At 74.0% G+C, this 15,095-nt stretch carries 12 protein-coding genes; 10 read left to right on the top strand and 2 right to left on the bottom strand.

Going from position 1 to position 15,095, the window contains the following annotated elements; all coding sequences use genetic code 11:
• Positions 1–23: 23 nt before the first annotated feature.
• The 5 genes from DWV08_RS02365 (at position 24) to DWV08_RS02385 (ending at position 5,380) form a co-directional block, all read left to right on the top strand.
• Positions 24–572 carry a DivIVA domain-containing protein gene (locus DWV08_RS02365; protein WP_115412332.1) on the top strand — a complete coding sequence of 183 codons (549 nt, stop codon included), beginning with the start codon at positions 24–26 and terminating at the stop codon, positions 570–572.
• The gene (gene dxr, locus DWV08_RS02370; RefSeq protein WP_115412333.1) at positions 569–1,774 is read left to right on the top strand and encodes a 1-deoxy-D-xylulose-5-phosphate reductoisomerase; all 1,206 of its coding nucleotides are present in this window, start codon (positions 569–571) and stop codon (positions 1,772–1,774) included. Before DWV08_RS02365 ends, dxr begins: the two co-directional genes overlap by 4 nt.
• Before the next feature lie 3 nt (positions 1,775–1,777).
• Complete coding sequence (locus DWV08_RS02375) at positions 1,778–3,121, top strand: M50 family metallopeptidase (protein ID WP_115412334.1); 1,344 nt, start codon at positions 1,778–1,780, stop codon at positions 3,119–3,121.
• 196 nt (positions 3,122–3,317) lie between these two features.
• Positions 3,318–4,478: a flavodoxin-dependent (E)-4-hydroxy-3-methylbut-2-enyl-diphosphate synthase gene (gene ispG / locus DWV08_RS02380; RefSeq protein ID WP_115412335.1), complete on the top strand. Its 1,161-nt coding sequence runs from the start codon at positions 3,318–3,320 to the stop codon at positions 4,476–4,478.
• 5 nt (positions 4,479–4,483) lie between these two features.
• Positions 4,484–5,380 (top strand): DUF4081 domain-containing GNAT family N-acetyltransferase, encoded by an 897-nt coding sequence (locus DWV08_RS02385; RefSeq protein ID WP_115412336.1) that lies wholly within the window; start codon positions 4,484–4,486, stop codon positions 5,378–5,380.
• Positions 5,381–5,414: 34 nt separating this feature from the next.
• Here the strand turns inward: DWV08_RS02385 and DWV08_RS02390 are convergent, their stop codons facing one another.
• Positions 5,415–6,836, bottom strand: a complete 1,422-nt coding sequence (locus tag DWV08_RS02390) for a glycoside hydrolase family 15 protein (protein ID WP_241237292.1) — start codon at positions 6,834–6,836, stop codon at positions 5,415–5,417.
• A 155-nt stretch (positions 6,837–6,991) separates the two neighbouring features.
• On the opposite strand from DWV08_RS02390, the gene DWV08_RS02395 reads away from it, so the two are divergent.
• Positions 6,992–8,776 carry a proline--tRNA ligase gene (locus tag DWV08_RS02395; protein ID WP_115412337.1) on the top strand — a complete coding sequence of 595 codons (1,785 nt, stop codon included), beginning with the start codon at positions 6,992–6,994 and terminating at the stop codon, positions 8,774–8,776.
• Positions 8,777–8,809: 33 nt separating this feature from the next.
• On the opposite strand, the gene DWV08_RS02400 is transcribed toward DWV08_RS02395, so the two are convergent.
• On the bottom strand, positions 8,810–9,880 hold the full coding sequence (locus DWV08_RS02400) for a DUF4439 domain-containing protein (protein ID WP_241237293.1): 1,071 nt from the start codon (positions 9,878–9,880) through the stop codon (positions 8,810–8,812).
• Between the two features lie 127 nt (positions 9,881–10,007).
• Here DWV08_RS02400 and DWV08_RS02405 point away from each other — a divergent pair, with 127 nt between their 5' ends.
• From DWV08_RS02405 to infB, 4 genes are all read left to right on the top strand, one after another.
• Positions 10,008–10,628: a ribosome maturation factor RimP gene (locus tag DWV08_RS02405; RefSeq protein WP_115412338.1), complete on the top strand. Its 621-nt coding sequence runs from the start codon at positions 10,008–10,010 to the stop codon at positions 10,626–10,628.
• Between the two features lie 13 nt (positions 10,629–10,641).
• Positions 10,642–11,613 (top strand): transcription termination factor NusA, encoded by a 972-nt coding sequence (gene nusA / locus DWV08_RS02410; protein ID WP_420897508.1) that lies wholly within the window; start codon positions 10,642–10,644, stop codon positions 11,611–11,613.
• A 140-nt stretch (positions 11,614–11,753) separates the two neighbouring features.
• The gene (locus DWV08_RS02415; RefSeq protein ID WP_115412340.1) at positions 11,754–12,059 is read left to right on the top strand and encodes a YlxR family protein; all 306 of its coding nucleotides are present in this window, start codon (positions 11,754–11,756) and stop codon (positions 12,057–12,059) included.
• A 95-nt stretch (positions 12,060–12,154) separates the two neighbouring features.
• On the top strand, positions 12,155–15,076 hold the full coding sequence (infB, locus tag DWV08_RS02420) for a translation initiation factor IF-2 (RefSeq protein WP_115412341.1): 2,922 nt from the start codon (positions 12,155–12,157) through the stop codon (positions 15,074–15,076).
• Positions 15,077–15,095 lie beyond the last annotated feature (19 nt).

The raw sequence follows: 15,095 nt of genomic DNA on the forward strand, positions 1-15,095 counted from the left end.
CAGCACCGAGGAAGGACCCACAGGTGAGCACATCGTTCGAGCGTGTCTCGCGCTTCAGCGTCGGATACGACATGCGCGAGGTCGACGAGTTCCTCTCCCGCGCCCGCACCGCCTACGAGGGCCCCGACCCGGCCTTCTCCGGCAGCGACATCACCTCGGCGAGCTTCGGCACCGAGCGCGGCGGCTACGACATGCGCGTGGTCGACGAGGCGCTGGACCGCCTCTCGGACGCCTTCGCGCTGCAGGCGCGGGATGACGCCGTCGCCGAGCGCGGCGAGGAGGCGTGGATCGCGCAGCTCACCGAGCGGGCGGAGGTGCTCAAGGAGCGGCTCGAGCGCCCTGCCGGCGATCGCTTCGCCCCCGCCGCCCAGGGCGAGCCCGCCTACGACAAGGCCGACGTGGACGCCCTGTGCGACCAGCTCGTCGCCTACTTCACCGACGGCCACCCGATGAGCGTGGACGACGTGCGCCGCGCCGCCTTCGGGCGTCGCCGCGGCCCGGACGGCTACCGGGAGGCCGTGGTCGACGTCTACCTCGATCATGTCGCGGACGTGATGGCCTCCGTCCCGTGACGGGCACGCCCGGGCGTCGCCTCGTGCTGCTGGGCGCGACCGGCTCCATCGGCACCCAGGCGCTGGACGTCCTCACCCGCTATCCGCACCTGGCGCAGGTCCACGGCCTCGCCGTGGGCGGCTCCCGGCCGGAGCTCGTGGCCCAGCAGGTGCTCGCCCACCGCCCCGCGCAGCTGGTGGTCTCCGATCCGGCGCGCGCGGACGACGTCGCGGCCGCGGTGCACCGCGCCTGCCGGGAGGAGGGGCGCTCCGCCCCGCGGCTCGAGACGGGGCCGGAGGCGGTGAGCGCGCTGGCCGGTGCGCTCGGCGAGGGTGATGTGGTGCTCAACGCCATCACCGGGTCCGTCGGCCTGCTGCCCACGCTGGCCGCCCTCGCCTCGGGAGCGCGCCTGGCGCTGGCGAACAAGGAGTCGCTGGTGGTGGGCGGCCACCTGGTCACCGAGGCCGCCGCGCCGGGACAGATCCTGCCCGTGGACTCCGAGCACACCGCGATCGCCCAGGCGCTGGCCGGGGTGCGCCACGACCAGATCGACCACCTCGTGGTCACCGCCTCGGGCGGGCCCTTCCGCGGCCGCACCCGGGAGCAGCTCGCCGGGGTGACGCCGCAGCAGGCGCTCGCCCACCCCACCTGGTCGATGGGTCGGGTGATCACCACGAACTCCGCCACCCTGGTCAACAAGGCGCTCGAGGTGATCGAGGCCTGCTTCCAGTTCGATCTGCCGGAGGAGCGGGTGCAGGTGGTGGTCCATCCCCAGTCGATCGTCCATTCGATGGTCACGCTAGTGGACGGCTCCACGATCGCCCAGGCGAGCCCCCCGGACATGCGCCACGCGATCGGCTGGGCGCTCGCCCACCCCGAGAAGCTGCCCGGCCTCGCCGCCGCGCTGGACTTCTCCACCGCGCAGTCCTGGACCTTCGAACCGGTGGACGAGGGCACCTTCGACGCGATCGCCCTGGCCCGGGCCGCCCACCGCGAGGGCGGGGGAGCGATGGCCGTGTACAACGCCGCGAACGAGGAGGCGGTGGACGCCTTCTTCGCGGGCACCGTCTCCTTCCTCGGGATCACCGGGCTGATCCGTGAGGTGCTCGAGCATCCTCAGCGGCCGCGCGCCGCGCGCGCCGACGGGGTCGAGGGCCTGCTCGCCGTCGAGGACTGGGCGCGCCGCACCGCCCGCACGCTGCTTACCGCCGCGGAGAGCTGAGCCGTGCTGCTGTTCGCCCTGGGCGTGGTGGTGATCGCGCTGGGCCTGGCCGTCTCCATCGCGCTGCACGAGGTGGGCCACCTGGTGCCCGCGAAGCTGTTCGGGGTGCGGGTCACCCAGTACATGATCGGGTTCGGCCCCACGATCTTCTCCCGCACCCGCGGGGAGACGGAGTACGGCCTCAAGGCGATCCCGCTGGGCGGCTACATCCGGATGATCGGCATGTACCCGCCGCACAAGGGGGAGCCGGAGGGCACGATCCGCGAGGACTCCACCGGTCTGCTGCAGCAGCTCACCGAGCTGTCCGAGGACGCGAAGGCTTACGAGTCCTCCCAGTACGGGCCGGAGGACGCCCACCGCACCTTCGTGGCGCTGTCCGTCCCCAAGAAGCTCGTGGTGATGCTGGGCGGTCCGCTGATGAACCTGCTGCTCTCGGTGCTGCTGATGGGGGTGCTGGTCTCCGGGATCGGGCTGCCGGCGGTGACCCCCACGGTGCAGTCGGTCTCCGAGTGCGTGGTGCCGGCGGACGCCCCGGCGGACGTCTCCTGCGAGGGGCGCGAGGCGGCCCCCGCGCTCGCCGCCGGGATCCGCCCCGGGGACACCCTGCGCGAGATCGACGGGCGCGAGATCCGCACCTGGTCCGATGTCACCGCGGCGGTGCGCGCCGCGGGGGACCGCACCGTCGCGGTGGTGGTGGAGCGCGACGGCGAGACCCTCCATCTCGAGGCGACGATGGTGGTGGATGCCCGTCCGGTGCTCGACGAGGACGGCGCCGCCGTGCGCGACGCACAGGGGGACCTGGTCACCGAGGAGGTGGGCTTCCTCGGCGTGGCCGGCACCCCGGACTTGGCGCCGCAATCCCCGGCGGCGGTGCCGCAGATGGCGTGGACGGCGTTCACCCGCACCGGAGAGCTGGTGCTCACCCTGCCGGTGCGGCTGTGGGAGGTGGGCGAGGCGGCCTTCGGCGGCGCGGAGCGGGATCCGAACGGTCCGCTGGGCGTCGTGGGCGTCTCCCGCCTGGCGGGCGAGGTGGCCGCCGCCGAGCAGCCCGGGTTCGAGCTGCGCGAGAAGGTGGGGACGATGGTCTCCATGCTCGCGTCGCTGAACATGGCCCTGTTCGTGTTCAACCTGCTGCCGCTGCTGCCGCTGGACGGTGGGCACGTGGCCGGGGCACTGCTGGAGGGGATCCGCCGGTTCCTGGCGCGGCTGCGCGGACGGGAGGACCCGGGCCCCGTGGACATGTCCCGGATGCTGCCGCTCACCAACGCGGTGGCGGGCGTGTTCCTGCTCATGACGGTGCTGCTCGTCTACGCGGACATCGTCTCGCCGATCACCCTGTTCCCCTGACCGGCGGGGCCCGCGGCCTCTGGCGGCACCCGTCGACGCCGGGTCGCGCCCGGCGTCGCCCGGCGGCACCGCACGGCAGGACGCGCGCCCGGCGCCGCCGCATGGACTGTGCGACGGGCCACCGCGGAGGTGCAGGAGCAGTGGAGGTGGGCCACGTTCCCTCCCCCCGCCCCCGCCGGGAGTCCATAATGAGGGGGTGACTTCTGTGAGCCTGGGTATCCCGTCCGTCAAGCAGCCGCCGCCGGTGCTCGCCCCCCGGCGGAAGACCCGCAAGGTCAAGCTCGGAGACCTGTACGTGGGCGGCGACGCGCCGATCACGGTGCAGTCGATGACCACCACCCCCACCCACGACATCAACGCGACCCTGCAGCAGATCGCCGAGCTCACCGCCGCGGGCTGCGACATCGTGCGCGTGGCCTGCCCGCGCCAGGAGGATGCGGACGCGCTGGTGGCGATCGCCGCGAAGTCCCCGATCCCGGTGATCGCCGACATCCACTTCCAGCCCAAGTACGTCTTCGCCGCGATCGAGGCGGGCTGTGCGGGCGTGCGCGTGAACCCCGGCAACATCCGCCGCTTCGACGACCAGGTGAAGGACATCGCACAGGCCGCGAAGGACCACGGCACCGCCCTGCGGATCGGCGTGAACGCCGGCAGCATCGACCAGCGCATGATGACCGGCGACCGCGTCACCCCGGAGGCGCTGGTGGCCTCCGCCAAGTGGGAGGCCTCCCTGTTCGAGGAGCACGGCTTCCACGACTTCGGGATCTCCGTGAAGCACAACGACCCGATCATCATGGTCGAGGCGTACCGCCAGCTCTCCGAGGAGGGCGACTGGCCGCTGCACCTGGGCGTCACCGAGGCGGGGCCCGCCTTCCAGGGCACCATCAAGTCCTCCGTCGCCTTCGGCATCCTGCTGGGCGAGGGCATCGGCGACACCATCCGCGTCTCCCTCTCCGCCCCGCCGGTGGAGGAGGTCAAGGTGGGCAACCAGATCCTGCAGTCGCTGAACCTCAAGCCCCGCAAGCTCGACATCGTCTCCTGCCCCTCCTGCGGCCGGGCCCAGGTGGACGTCTACACCCTCGCGGACAAGGTCACCGAGGGCCTCAAGCACCTCGAGGTGCCGCTGCGCGTGGCCGTGATGGGCTGCGTCGTCAACGGCCCGGGCGAGGCCCGCGAGGCCGATCTCGGCGTCGCCTCCGGCAACGGCAAGGGGCAGATCTTCGTCAAGGGCGAGGTCATCAAGACCGTCCCCGAGGCGGACATCGTCGAGACCCTCCTGGCCGAGGCCAACCGGATCGCCGCGGAGATGGGCGAGGACGTGCCCGCCGGCGGCGCCCCGTCGGTCTCCGTGAGCTGACCTCGATGTTCCGGCGCGGAGGGCGGGTCCGAGCGGTCCGCTCCACGGGCTACGACGCCGCCCTCGCCCTCGCCCTCACCGCGCCGGCGGTCAACGCCCTGGCGGGAGCCCGCCTGCGGGAGCTGTCCCGCAGCGCCGCGCTGTCCCAGGAGTTCTCGATGGTGGGCGAGGAGCAGCGGCCCGAGGGCCTGCTGTGGCACGGCGTGAATCTCTCGCCGCTCTCGGCCACCCCGCAGGCGATCGCGGAGCTGGGCCGGCAGCAGGCCTCCCGCTCCCGGCGCTGCAGCTCGGTGGTGGGGGATCGGCGCGCGGTCGAGCAGCTGTGGGAGCATCTGGCGCCGCTGTGGGAGTCCGAGGTGCGCGAGCACCGCTGGAGCCAGCCGCTGCTGCAGGCCGAGGAGCCGCCGGCGGGCACCGGCGTCGGCGCCTCGAGCGCAGCGGGGACGCGCACCGTCGGCCCGGGCGCCGGCGGAGCGCGACTGCGCCCCGCCCTCCCGGGGGAGGAGGAGGCGGTGTTCCCGGCGGCAGTGGCGATGTTCCGCGAGGAGGTGGGCGTGGATCCGCTGGCCGGGGACGGCGGAAGATCCTACCGGGCCAGGGTGGGCGAGCTGATCCGTCGCCGTCGCACCTACGTGGTGATCGAGCACGGCGAGGTGCTGTTCAAGGCGGATGTGGGGGCGCTGTTCGGTCCGGTCGCCCAGATCCACGGCGTGTGGGTGCGACCCGATCTGCGCGGTCGCGGTCTGGGGCGTGCGGGGATGACCGAGCTGGTGCGGCAGGTGCGTCGCGATCACGCGCCGCAGGTCTCCCTCTACGTCAACGACTTCAACGAGCCCGCGCGCCGCGCCTACGCCGCCGCAGGGTTCACACAGGTGGGCGAGCTCGCCACCCTCCTCTTCTGAGCCTCTTCTGAGCGGAGCGCCGGCCCGCCCGCGGTCAGGCGTGCGCCAGCTCGTCGAGCGCGAGCAGCACGTTCGCGGCGGTCCAGGCCAGCGGTGCCACCTCGGCGGGCCGGCCGTCGTGCAGCACCTTCTCGGGCAGGGACCCGGCCTCGGTGCGGTGCGCCGCCACCCACCGGAGGATCTCGGAGGCGTCGTCGCGATGCCCGCTGCGGGCGAGGGCGAGGCCCAGCAGGCTGGTGGACGGCGTCCAGCTCACCCCGTCCTCGCGCCAGGCCGCGCCGGGGGTGATGCCGCCGCCGGGCCGGGCCAGCTCGTGCCGCAGGGCGCGCAGACGCGCCCGCGGGGCCACGCCGTGGCATCCGGTGGCGTCGAGCAGGGCGAGCGCGGAGTCGGCACCGCCCCCGGCGCGGTACCGCTGGTACCCGGTGGCCCCGAAGGTGCCCTCCAGCAGCGCGGTGAACGTCTCTGCCGCCCGGTGCGCCGAGTCGGTCCCGGTCAGCAGCGCCCCCGCGCGCAGTCCCGTCAGCGTCGCGGCCATGCTGCCCAGCGTCACCGAGCGCTCGCGCGTCTCCCAGTAGTCGGGGGAGACCGGCGGCAGCACGGCGCCGCCGCGGGTGGCGGCGTGCAGCGCGCCCGACGATCTCCCGATCAGCGCCGTGAGCCGCTCGACGATCCGGCCGCGCGTCGTGGGCACCGCGTCGTCGCCCGTCTCCGTCCCGGTGCTCGTCGCACCGGCGTGCTCGGCCACCTCCGCGCAGGCCCACAGCACCAGCCCGGTCCCGTCGAACTGTCGCGGCCGACGGTCCGGGGCGCGCCCGGTCCACGGGTCGTACCGGGCCTGGAACCAGCCGTCGTCGGCCTGCACCGACTGCAGGTGCTCGAGCACGGCGAGGGCGCGCGCCGGGTGGCCGACGCGGGCCAGGGCGACGGCGCAGAACGCGGCGTCGCGGGGCCAGATGTACCGCCAGGACGGGCTCCAGCCGGCCACCGGGGCCGGGAGTCCCTCGCCGAGCACCCAGAGATCCAGCAGAGCGGAGCGGGCCAGGTCCGGCCACGGATCGGAGCCCCCGCCGGCACGGGCGAGATGGTCCCGCCACGGCGCCGTGGCGTCGAGGAACGCGCGCGCCCGGGCGCGCACCGGGGCGTCGTCGGGCAGCTCCGCGGCGAGCCGCGTGCCCGGGGTGAGGGCGAGCGGGGCGGCGCGGCCGCCCACCAGCTGTCGCCGTCCCGCGGCGGTGAAGGCCACGGTCTGCGACCAGAGCGGGATCTCCGCCGGCGAGGCGGGCTCCGGGCGCAGCCGCCGGTGCGCGCCGACCCCGCCCGCCCCGGCCGCGCCGAGCACGGCCAGAGCCCCTGCCCCGCGCAGCACGCTGCGCCGCGCGGCGCCGGCGCGGGGCGCGGCGTCCCCTCCCGGGGTGCCGGGGGCCTGGGGGTCCTGCTGCGCTCGCCGCTGCATCGCCCCAGGGTACCGAGCCCGGTGCGTCGGCCGCGTGGGGGTGGTGGCGTCCGCCGCGTCGACGGGACGGCTCCACGGCGCCGCGACCAGTACGATGGGCGCGCGCGTGCCCCGGTGGCCCCGCCCCGAACCGCCCTGTGTGAAAGGCCTGCTCCATGATCCGTCTGTCCTCGTCGTTCGTCCGCACCCTGCGGGAGGACCCGGCCGACGCCGAGGTGGCCAGCCACAGGCTGCTGGTGCGCGCGGGCTGCATCCGCCGCAGCGCCGCCGGGGTGTACACCTGGCTGCCGCTCGGGCTGAAGGTGCTGCGCAAGGTCGAGCAGATCGTGCGCGAGGAGCAGGACGCGATCGGCGGCCAGGAGGTGCTCTTCTCCGCCCTCCAGCCGCGCGAGCCCTACGAGCGCACCGGCCGCTGGGAGGACTACGGCCCGAACCTGTTCCGCCTGCAGGACCGCCGACAGGACGACTACCTCCTCGCCCCCACCCACGAGGAGATGTTCACCCTGGCGGTGAAGGACCTCTTCTCCTCCTACAAGGATCTGCCCACGATGCTGTACCAGATCCAGTCGAAGTACCGCGACGAGGCGCGGCCCCGCGCCGGCCTGCTGCGCACCCGCGAGTTCATCATGAAGGACGCCTACTCCTTCGACGCCACCGACGCCGGGCTGGACGCCTCCTACGAGAAGCAGCGCGGCGCCTACCAGCGCACTTTCGACCGGCTGGGCCTGCCCACCGTGATCTGCCGCGCCGATGCGGGCGCGATGGGCGGCTCCCGCTCCGAGGAGTTCCTCCACCCCACCGAGGTGGGCGAGGACACCTTCGTGGTCTCCGACGGCGGGTACGCCGCGAACGTCGAGGCCGTCGAGACGCTGCCCCCGCCCGCGCTGGACGAGGCCGCGATCGCGGCGCTGCCGGCGATGCACGTCGAGGACACCCCCGGCGCGAACACCATCGCGGCGCTCACCGACTTCTCCAACCAGGCGTTCCCGGGCCGTGGCCCCGTCGCGGAGGACGGCTCGTGGACCCGCTACGAGATGCTCAAGCACCTCGTCTATCTGCTCACCCACCCCGACGGCAGCACGGAGCCGCTGGTGATCGCGGTGCCCGGGGACAGGGAGGTGGACCCCAAGCGCCTGGAGGCCGCGCTCTCCCCGGCCGTCGCCGCGCCCTTCACCGACGCGGACTTCGCCCGCCATCCGGTGCTCGCCAAGGGCTACATCGGCCCTGCGGGACTGGGCCTCGACTCCGACTCCGGGATCCGCTACCTGGTGGACCCGCGCGTGGTGCCCGGCAGCTCCTGGGTGGCCGGCGCCGGCGAGGCCGGCAAGCACGTGTACGACCTCGTGTTCGGCCGGGACTTCACCGCCGACGGCACCATCGAGGCGGCCGAGGTGCGCGACGGCGACCCCGCCCCGGACGGCTCCGGTCCGCTGCGCCTGACCCGCGGCATGGAGATGGGCCACATCTTCCAGCTGGGCCGCAAGTACGCGGAGGCGCTGGACCTCACGGTGCTCGACGAGAACGGCAAGGCGGCCGTGGTGACCATGGGCTCCTACGGCATCGGGGTCACCCGCGCGGTGGCCGCGATCGCGGAGCTGAACCACGACGAGAAGGGGCTGTGCTGGCCGCGCGCGCTCGCCCCCGCGGACGTGCACATCGTCGCCACCGGCAAGGGCCAGGAGGTGTTCGACGAGGCCGAGCGGATCGCCGCGGAGCTCGAGGGCCGCGGCATCGAGGTGCTCTACGACGACCGGCCCAAGGTGTCCCCGGGCGTGAAGTTCAAGGACTCCGAGCTGCTGGGCGTGCCCACCTCCGTGGTGATCGGTCGAGGTCTCGCCTCCGGGACCGTCGAGCTGCGTGACCGTGTTTCCGGGGAGATCCGGGAGCTGTCCCCGCAGGAGATCGTCGAGGCCGTGGTCGCCGAGGTGCGCGGCGCCTGATCCCCGGGGAGGGGCCGGCAGGGCCCGTCCCGGTCAGCCCGCCGGCTCCTCCTCCACCACCAGGCCGGGCAGCTCGTCCATGGCGTCCACGAGCGGCGCCAGGGTCTCCGCCTCCTGCAGGGCGGCGGCGATCGGCAGCGGGCGGCGCTCGAAGGGAGCGGCGCCCACCAGGGCCAGGTGGTCGAGCAGCAGCTCCTGCGCGAGCAGGGTGGGCAGCTGTGCGGCGGTCTCCTCGTCGAGGGTGCCGCCGGGGATCGCGTACACCGCCTGACGCGCCACCACCGGGGCGCCGTCCTCCTCCGCGATCCGGGAGAGCTCCTCGGCGCGCGCTCGATGGAGCTCGGCCCGGTCGAGGTGTCCCTCCCGGACCTCGTCCTCGGTGCGGGCGGCCAGCACCTCGTGGAGGTACCCGCCGTACCACTGCGCGCGCTGCGCCCGCTCGATGCTCGCGCGGTAGTCGGACTCCGCCCCGATCGAGGGAGGGTCGGCGGCGGGCACCTCGCGCCGTGGCTGCAGGTCCTCGGCGGCCGGCGAGAGCGGGACCTCGGCGTCGTCCACGCTGTCCCGGAGCCGCAGGACGCTCCAGGCGGTACGGGCGGCGATCGCCGCGACCGGGCGGGCGAGGGAGCCCGAGACCTGCCGGGCCGCGTCGGCCGCGAGATCCCGCAGCTCCACCAGCGTCGCGAGCAGCGAGGCCGCATCCGTCGGCGCCTCCGGGGGCGGAGCGGAGGCGGTGGGCTCCTCGGACGCCTCCGCGGCCGAGTCCCGCTCCGCCTCGATCTGGGCGCCGGTGAGCAGAGCGGTCCGGTGCACGGGCAGCACCCGCACGAGGTCGGCGAGCGTCACCGCGACGGCCGGGTCCGCCGCCGCGGCGACGTCCGCCTGCACGGTGCGCGACCCCGCCGCGGCCCGGTCGAGCGCGGCGAGCAGATCGGCGCGGTACAGATCGTCGATCCCCGGCGGGGGAGGGGTGTACGGCTCCGGTCCGCCCAGAGCGACCCGTCCGCAGCCCGCCAGCGACAGCGCGCCGACGGCCACGGCGCCGAGCAGGGCGCGCCGACGGAGCATCGGGGCGCGACGGGGGCCGGGGGCGGGACGGATCACAGGAGGATTCTCGCATCGCAGGCGTGCGCGGGAGCGCGGAGCCCGCGCGACCACTATCCTGGACGCACTGCTCCGGGGCGCGCCCCGGGCACCACAGGCACCCATACCGGCAGGAGGCGAGCGGCCCATGAGCGCACTCGAGGACCAGACCATCCTGCGGGAGACGGCCACGAGGGTCCTGGCGGGCCACGGGCTGGTGCTCGAGGAGGTCGAGATCCGGCGCGGCGGCGGGATGCCGCAGGTGCGGCTGGTCGTGGACCTCCCCGAGGACCAGCTGGGCAGCGCCGATCTGGACACCGTCGCCGAGGCCTCCCGCGAGCTCTCCGAGGCGGTGGACGCCGACGACGCGGTGCTGGGCGCGGACCCCGTGCTGCTGGAGGTCACCACACCCGGCGTGGAGCGCGAGCTCACCGCCCTGCGGCACTTCCGGCGCTCCCGCGGCCGGCTGCTCACGCTGACCACGACCGCCGGCACCGCGCTGCGCGCCCGGCTCCTGGCCGTGGACGGCGAGGAGATGGTGCTGCGGCAGGAGCCCGGCCGGGACGACCGCGGGCGCCCGCGGAAGCTGCCGGCGGGCACCTCCGAGCACCTGCGGCTCGCCCACGAGGAAATCGACTCCGCCCGGGTGGAGGTCGAGTTCGACCCGCCCGCCGACCTCGAGCAGCTGCTCGCCGAGGCGGAGGCCGCCCCCGACGACCCCGACGACACCACCCCCGCGGCCGCGCCGGCCGCCACGAAGGAGAGCTGAGATGGACATCGACATGGGTGCCCTGCGGGCCCTCGAGCGCGAGCGCGAGATCAGCCTGCCCGTCCTGCTGGACGCGATCCGCTCGGCGCTCCACGCCGCCTACCTCCACACCGACCACCCGGTGCGGGACTCGGAGGTGCTGATCGACGAGAGCACCGGCGAGGTCGCGGTGATCGCGCGCGAGCGCGACGCCGGAGGCACGGTGCTCGAGGAGTGGGACGACACCCCGGAGAACTTCGGCCGGGTCGCCGCCTCCACCGCCCGCCAGGTGATCTTCCAGCGCATCCGCGACCTCGAGGACGACGCGGTGCTCGGCGAGTACGCCGACCGGGCGGACGACATCGTCTCCGGCATCATCCAGCAGGGCCGCGATCCGCGGATGGTGCTGGTGGACCTCGGAGAGGTGGAGGCGGTGCTCCCGCCGCACGAGCGCGTGCCGGGGGAGGACTACTCCCACGGACGCCGCCTGCGCGCCTACGTCACCGAGGCGCGCCGCGGCCCGAAGGGGCCCCAGATCACCCTGTCCCGCTCGCACCCGAACCTGGTGCGCCGGCTGTTCGCGCTCGAGGTCCCCGAGGTCGCCGACGGCACCGTCGAGATCGCCGGGCTCGCCCGGGAGGCCGGGCATCGCACCAAGATGGCGGTGCGCGCCACCGTGGCGGGTGTGAACGCGAAGGGCTCCTGCATCGGGCCGATGGGTGCCCGGGTGCGCTCGGTGATGAACGAGCTCGGCGGCGAGAAGATCGACATCGTTGACTTCGACGAGGACCCGGCCACCTTCGTCACCAACGCGCTCTCGCCGGCGAAGGTCTCCAGCGTCACCGTCATCGACGAGGTGGGCCGTGCGGTCCGCGCGGTGGTACCGGACAACCAGCTCTCCCTCGCCATCGGCAAGGACGGGCAGAACGCCCGCCTCGCCGCCAAGCTCACGGGGTGGAAGATCGACATCCGCGCCGAGGGCGCCCCGGAGCAGCCCGCCGTCTGAGGTGTGTCCCACGCCTCTCCGCTGAGGTCGCTCCGCGGCAGGTCCGTTACACTGGGGAGGCTGTTCGCCCCGGGGCGGCCCGCATCGCCCGCCGATCGAGCCGCTGCCCGGGCGGAGATGCTCGGAACGGAGGTGGAGGAATGGACACCCGCTCCTCCCGCTCCCACCCCGAGCGCACGTGCGTCGGCTGCCGCCAGGCGGCCCCGCGCGCCCAGCTGGTGCGTCTGGTCCGGGAGCCCGCTCCCGACGGATCCGCACCGCGAGTCCGCGTCGACCCCACCCGGTCGGCGCCCGGTCGCGGCGCATGGCTCCACCCCGACGCATCGTGCCTCGACCTCGCCCTGCGGCGAGGCGGCGTCGCGCGGTCCTTCCGAGGACCGGTCGACACCGGACTGCTCGCGCAGTCGCTCGAGGATCCCGATTTCACCCGCACGTGGAACAGGTAGAAGAACCATGGACATCCGATGAGTACTCACCCATGAGCACCTTCAGGAATTAGTGGTCCGAGCCCTCTTGTCGGCCGGACCGAGACAGGAGAAATGTGGCTAAGGTCCGCGTCCACGAGCTCGCCAAGGAGCTCGGACACCCGAGCAAGGTCGTTCTGCAGAAGCTGCAGGACATGGGCGAATTCGTTCGCTCCGCCTCCTCGACCATCGAAGCCCCGGTAGCCCGTCGGCTGCGCGAGGAGCTCCCCGCCAAGGGCGGAGCCGGAGCTCCCGCGCCCAAGGGCGGCGCCGGGTCCCCGTCCGCGCCCGCCGCAGGCCCCAAGTCCGGCGGTGCCGCACCCAAGCCCGGCCAGAAGCCCGGGCCCGCGAAGCCTGCGCAGGCTCCGGCCCCGGAGAAGCCTGCCGCCCCGGCGCCGGACGCGGAGAAGCCCTCCGCCCCGAAGCCCGGTGCCGAGAAGCCGGCCACCCCCACGCCTGGCGCGGAGAAGCCCTCCGCACCGAAGCCCGGAGCCGAGAGGCCCTCTGCCCCGAAGCCCGGTGCCGAGACGCCCTCCGCCCCCAAGCCGGGTGCCGAGAAGCCGTCCGCGCCGAAGCCGGGCGGCGAGCGCCCCGGACCGCGCCCCGGCGGCGCGCGTCCCGGCAACAATCCCTTCGCCAGCGCCCAGGGCATGCCCCGTCCCGGGTCCCGCAAGCCGGGCCAGGGCGGCGGTCGTCCCCCGCGCGGCGAGGGCGGTCCCCGTCCCGGGAACAACCCGTTCGCAACCTCGCAGGGTATGCCCCGTCCGGGCCAGCGTCCCGGCCGCCCCGGCGGTGCCGGCGGCACCGGCGGCGCCGAGCAGGGCGGCGGTCGTCCGCCCCGTGAGGGCGGCGCGCCCCGTTCCGGCGGCGCCGCGCGTCCGGGCGGCGGTCGTCCCGGCATGCCCACCCCGGGCATCATGCGCCAGCACTCCAGCGGCGGTCTCGCCGAGACCAACCAGGGCGGCGGCGGTCGCGGCCGCGGCGGTCGTCCCGGCCCGGGCGGTCGTCCGGGCGGCGGCCCCGTCGGCGGTGGCGGCGGCGGTCCCCGCGGCCGCGGCGGTCGCGGCAGCACGCAGGGCGCCTTCGGGCGCGGCGGCAAGCCGGCGCGCTCGCGCAAGTCGAAGCGGGCGAAGCGCCAGGAGTTCGAGCAGCAGCAGGCGCCCGCGCCGGGCGGCGTCTCGATCCCGCGCGGCAACGGTCAGACCATCCGGCTGCGTCGCGGCGCGTCCCTCTCCGATTTCGCCGATCGCATCGACGTCAACCCGGCGTCGCTGATCACCGTGATGTTCGCGATGGGGGAGATGGCCACCGCCACCCAGTCCCTGGACGAGGACACCTTCGGCCTGCTGGGCGAGGAGCTGGGCTACAAGATCGAGATCGTCTCCCCGGAGGACGAGGAGCGCGAGCTGCTCGAGCAGTTCGACATCGATCTCGACGCCGAGCTCGCCGAGGAGGATGCGGAGGATCGCCTGCCGCGCCCGCCGGTGGTCACCGTGATGGGTCACGTCGACCACGGCAAGACCCGCCTGCTGGACACGATCCGGAAGGCGAAGGTCGGTGCGGGCGAGGCCGGCGGCATCACCCAGCACATCGGCGCCTACCAGGTCGGGGTGGAGCACGAGGGCGAAGAGCGCGCGCTCACCTTCATCGACACCCCCGGCCACGAGGCGTTCACCGCCATGCGTGCCCGTGGTGCCGACGTCACCGACATCGCGATCCTCGTGGTCGCGGCCGATGACGGCGTGATGCCCCAGACCATCGAGGCGCTCAACCACGCCCAGGCGGCGGACGTGCCGATCGTGGTCGCGGTCAACAAGGTGGACAAGCCCGAGGCGAATCCCGAGAAGATCCGTCAGCAGCTCACCGAGTACAACCTGATCGCCGAGGAGTACGGCGGCGAGACCATGTTCGTGGACGTCTCCGCCCGCGAGAACCTCAACATCGAGGCGCTGCTGGAGGCGGTCCTGCTGACCGCCGACGCCGCCCTCGAGCTCGAGGCGAACCCGGACAAGGACGCGCGCGGCGTGGCCATCGAGGCCAACCTCGACAAGGGCCGCGGCCCGGTCGCGACCGTGCTCGTCCAGCAGGGCACCCTGCGGGTGGGCGACGCGATCGTGTGCGGCAGCGGCCACGGCCGCGTCCGTGCGATGCTCGACGAGAACGGCGAGACCGTCCAGGAGGCGGGCCCGTCCCGTCCGGTCCAGGTGCTGGGCCTCGCCTCGGTGCCCGGCGCCGGTGACTCCTTCCTGGTCGCCCAGGACGAGCGTACCGCGCGCCAGATCGCCGAGAAGCGGGAGGCCGCCAAGCGCGCCGCCTCGCTCTCGAAGGTCCGCAAGCGGATCAGCCTCGAGGACATCAACAAGCACATGGCCGAGGGCAAGGTCGAGACCCTCAACCTCATCCTCAAGGGCGACGCCGCCGGTGCGGTCGAGGCCCTCGAGGAGTCGCTGCTGGGCATCGAGGTCGGGGAGGGCGTGGATCTGCGCATCATCGACCGCGGCGTCGGCGCCATCACGATGAACAACATCAACCTCGCCGTGGCCTCCGACGCCGTCATCATCGGCTACAACGTGCGGGCCGAGGGCCTGAACGCGGATTACGCCGACCGCGAGGGCGTGGAGATCAAGTACTACAGCGTCATCTACAACGCGATCGACGAGGTCGAGCAGGCCCTCAAGGGCATGCTCAAGCCGGAGTACGAGGAGGTCGAGCTGGGCTCGGCGGAGATCCGCGAGATCTTCCGCTCCTCCAAGTTCGGCAACATCGCCGGCTCCATCGTGCGCAGCGGCACCATCAAGCGCGGCACGAAGGCGCGCATCACCCGCCGGGGTGCGGTGATCGCGGAGAACATCGAGATCGCGGGTCTGCGCCGGTTTAAGGACGATGTCACCGAGGTCCGCGAGGGCTACGAGTGCGGCATTAACCTGGGCTCGTACAACGATCTGCAGCTCGAGGACCTCATCACCACCTATGAGATGCAGGAGAAGCCCCGCAGCTGATCCTGGTGCGGCCGGGCGC

The sequence above is a fragment of the Brachybacterium saurashtrense genome (genome assembly GCF_003355475.1).
GTDB classification, from domain to species: Bacteria; Actinomycetota; Actinomycetes; order Actinomycetales; family Dermabacteraceae; genus Brachybacterium; species Brachybacterium saurashtrense.

Coding starts and splice junctions, on each gene's coding strand:
- DWV08_RS02385 (WP_115412336.1), top strand. CDS start 4,484: ATGTTCCGGCGCGGAGGGCGGGTCCGAGCGGTCCGCTCCACGGGCTAC.
- nusA (WP_420897508.1), top strand. CDS start 10,642: ATGGGTGCCCTGCGGGCCCTCGAGCGCGAGCGCGAGATCAGCCTGCCC.
- DWV08_RS02405 (WP_115412338.1), top strand. CDS start 10,008: ATGAGCGCACTCGAGGACCAGACCATCCTGCGGGAGACGGCCACGAGG.
- DWV08_RS02395 (WP_115412337.1), top strand. CDS start 6,992: ATGATCCGTCTGTCCTCGTCGTTCGTCCGCACCCTGCGGGAGGACCCG.
- DWV08_RS02390 (WP_241237292.1), bottom strand. CDS start 6,836: ATGCAGCGGCGAGCGCAGCAGGACCCCCAGGCCCCCGGCACCCCGGGA.
- DWV08_RS02415 (WP_115412340.1), top strand. CDS start 11,754: ATGGACACCCGCTCCTCCCGCTCCCACCCCGAGCGCACGTGCGTCGGC.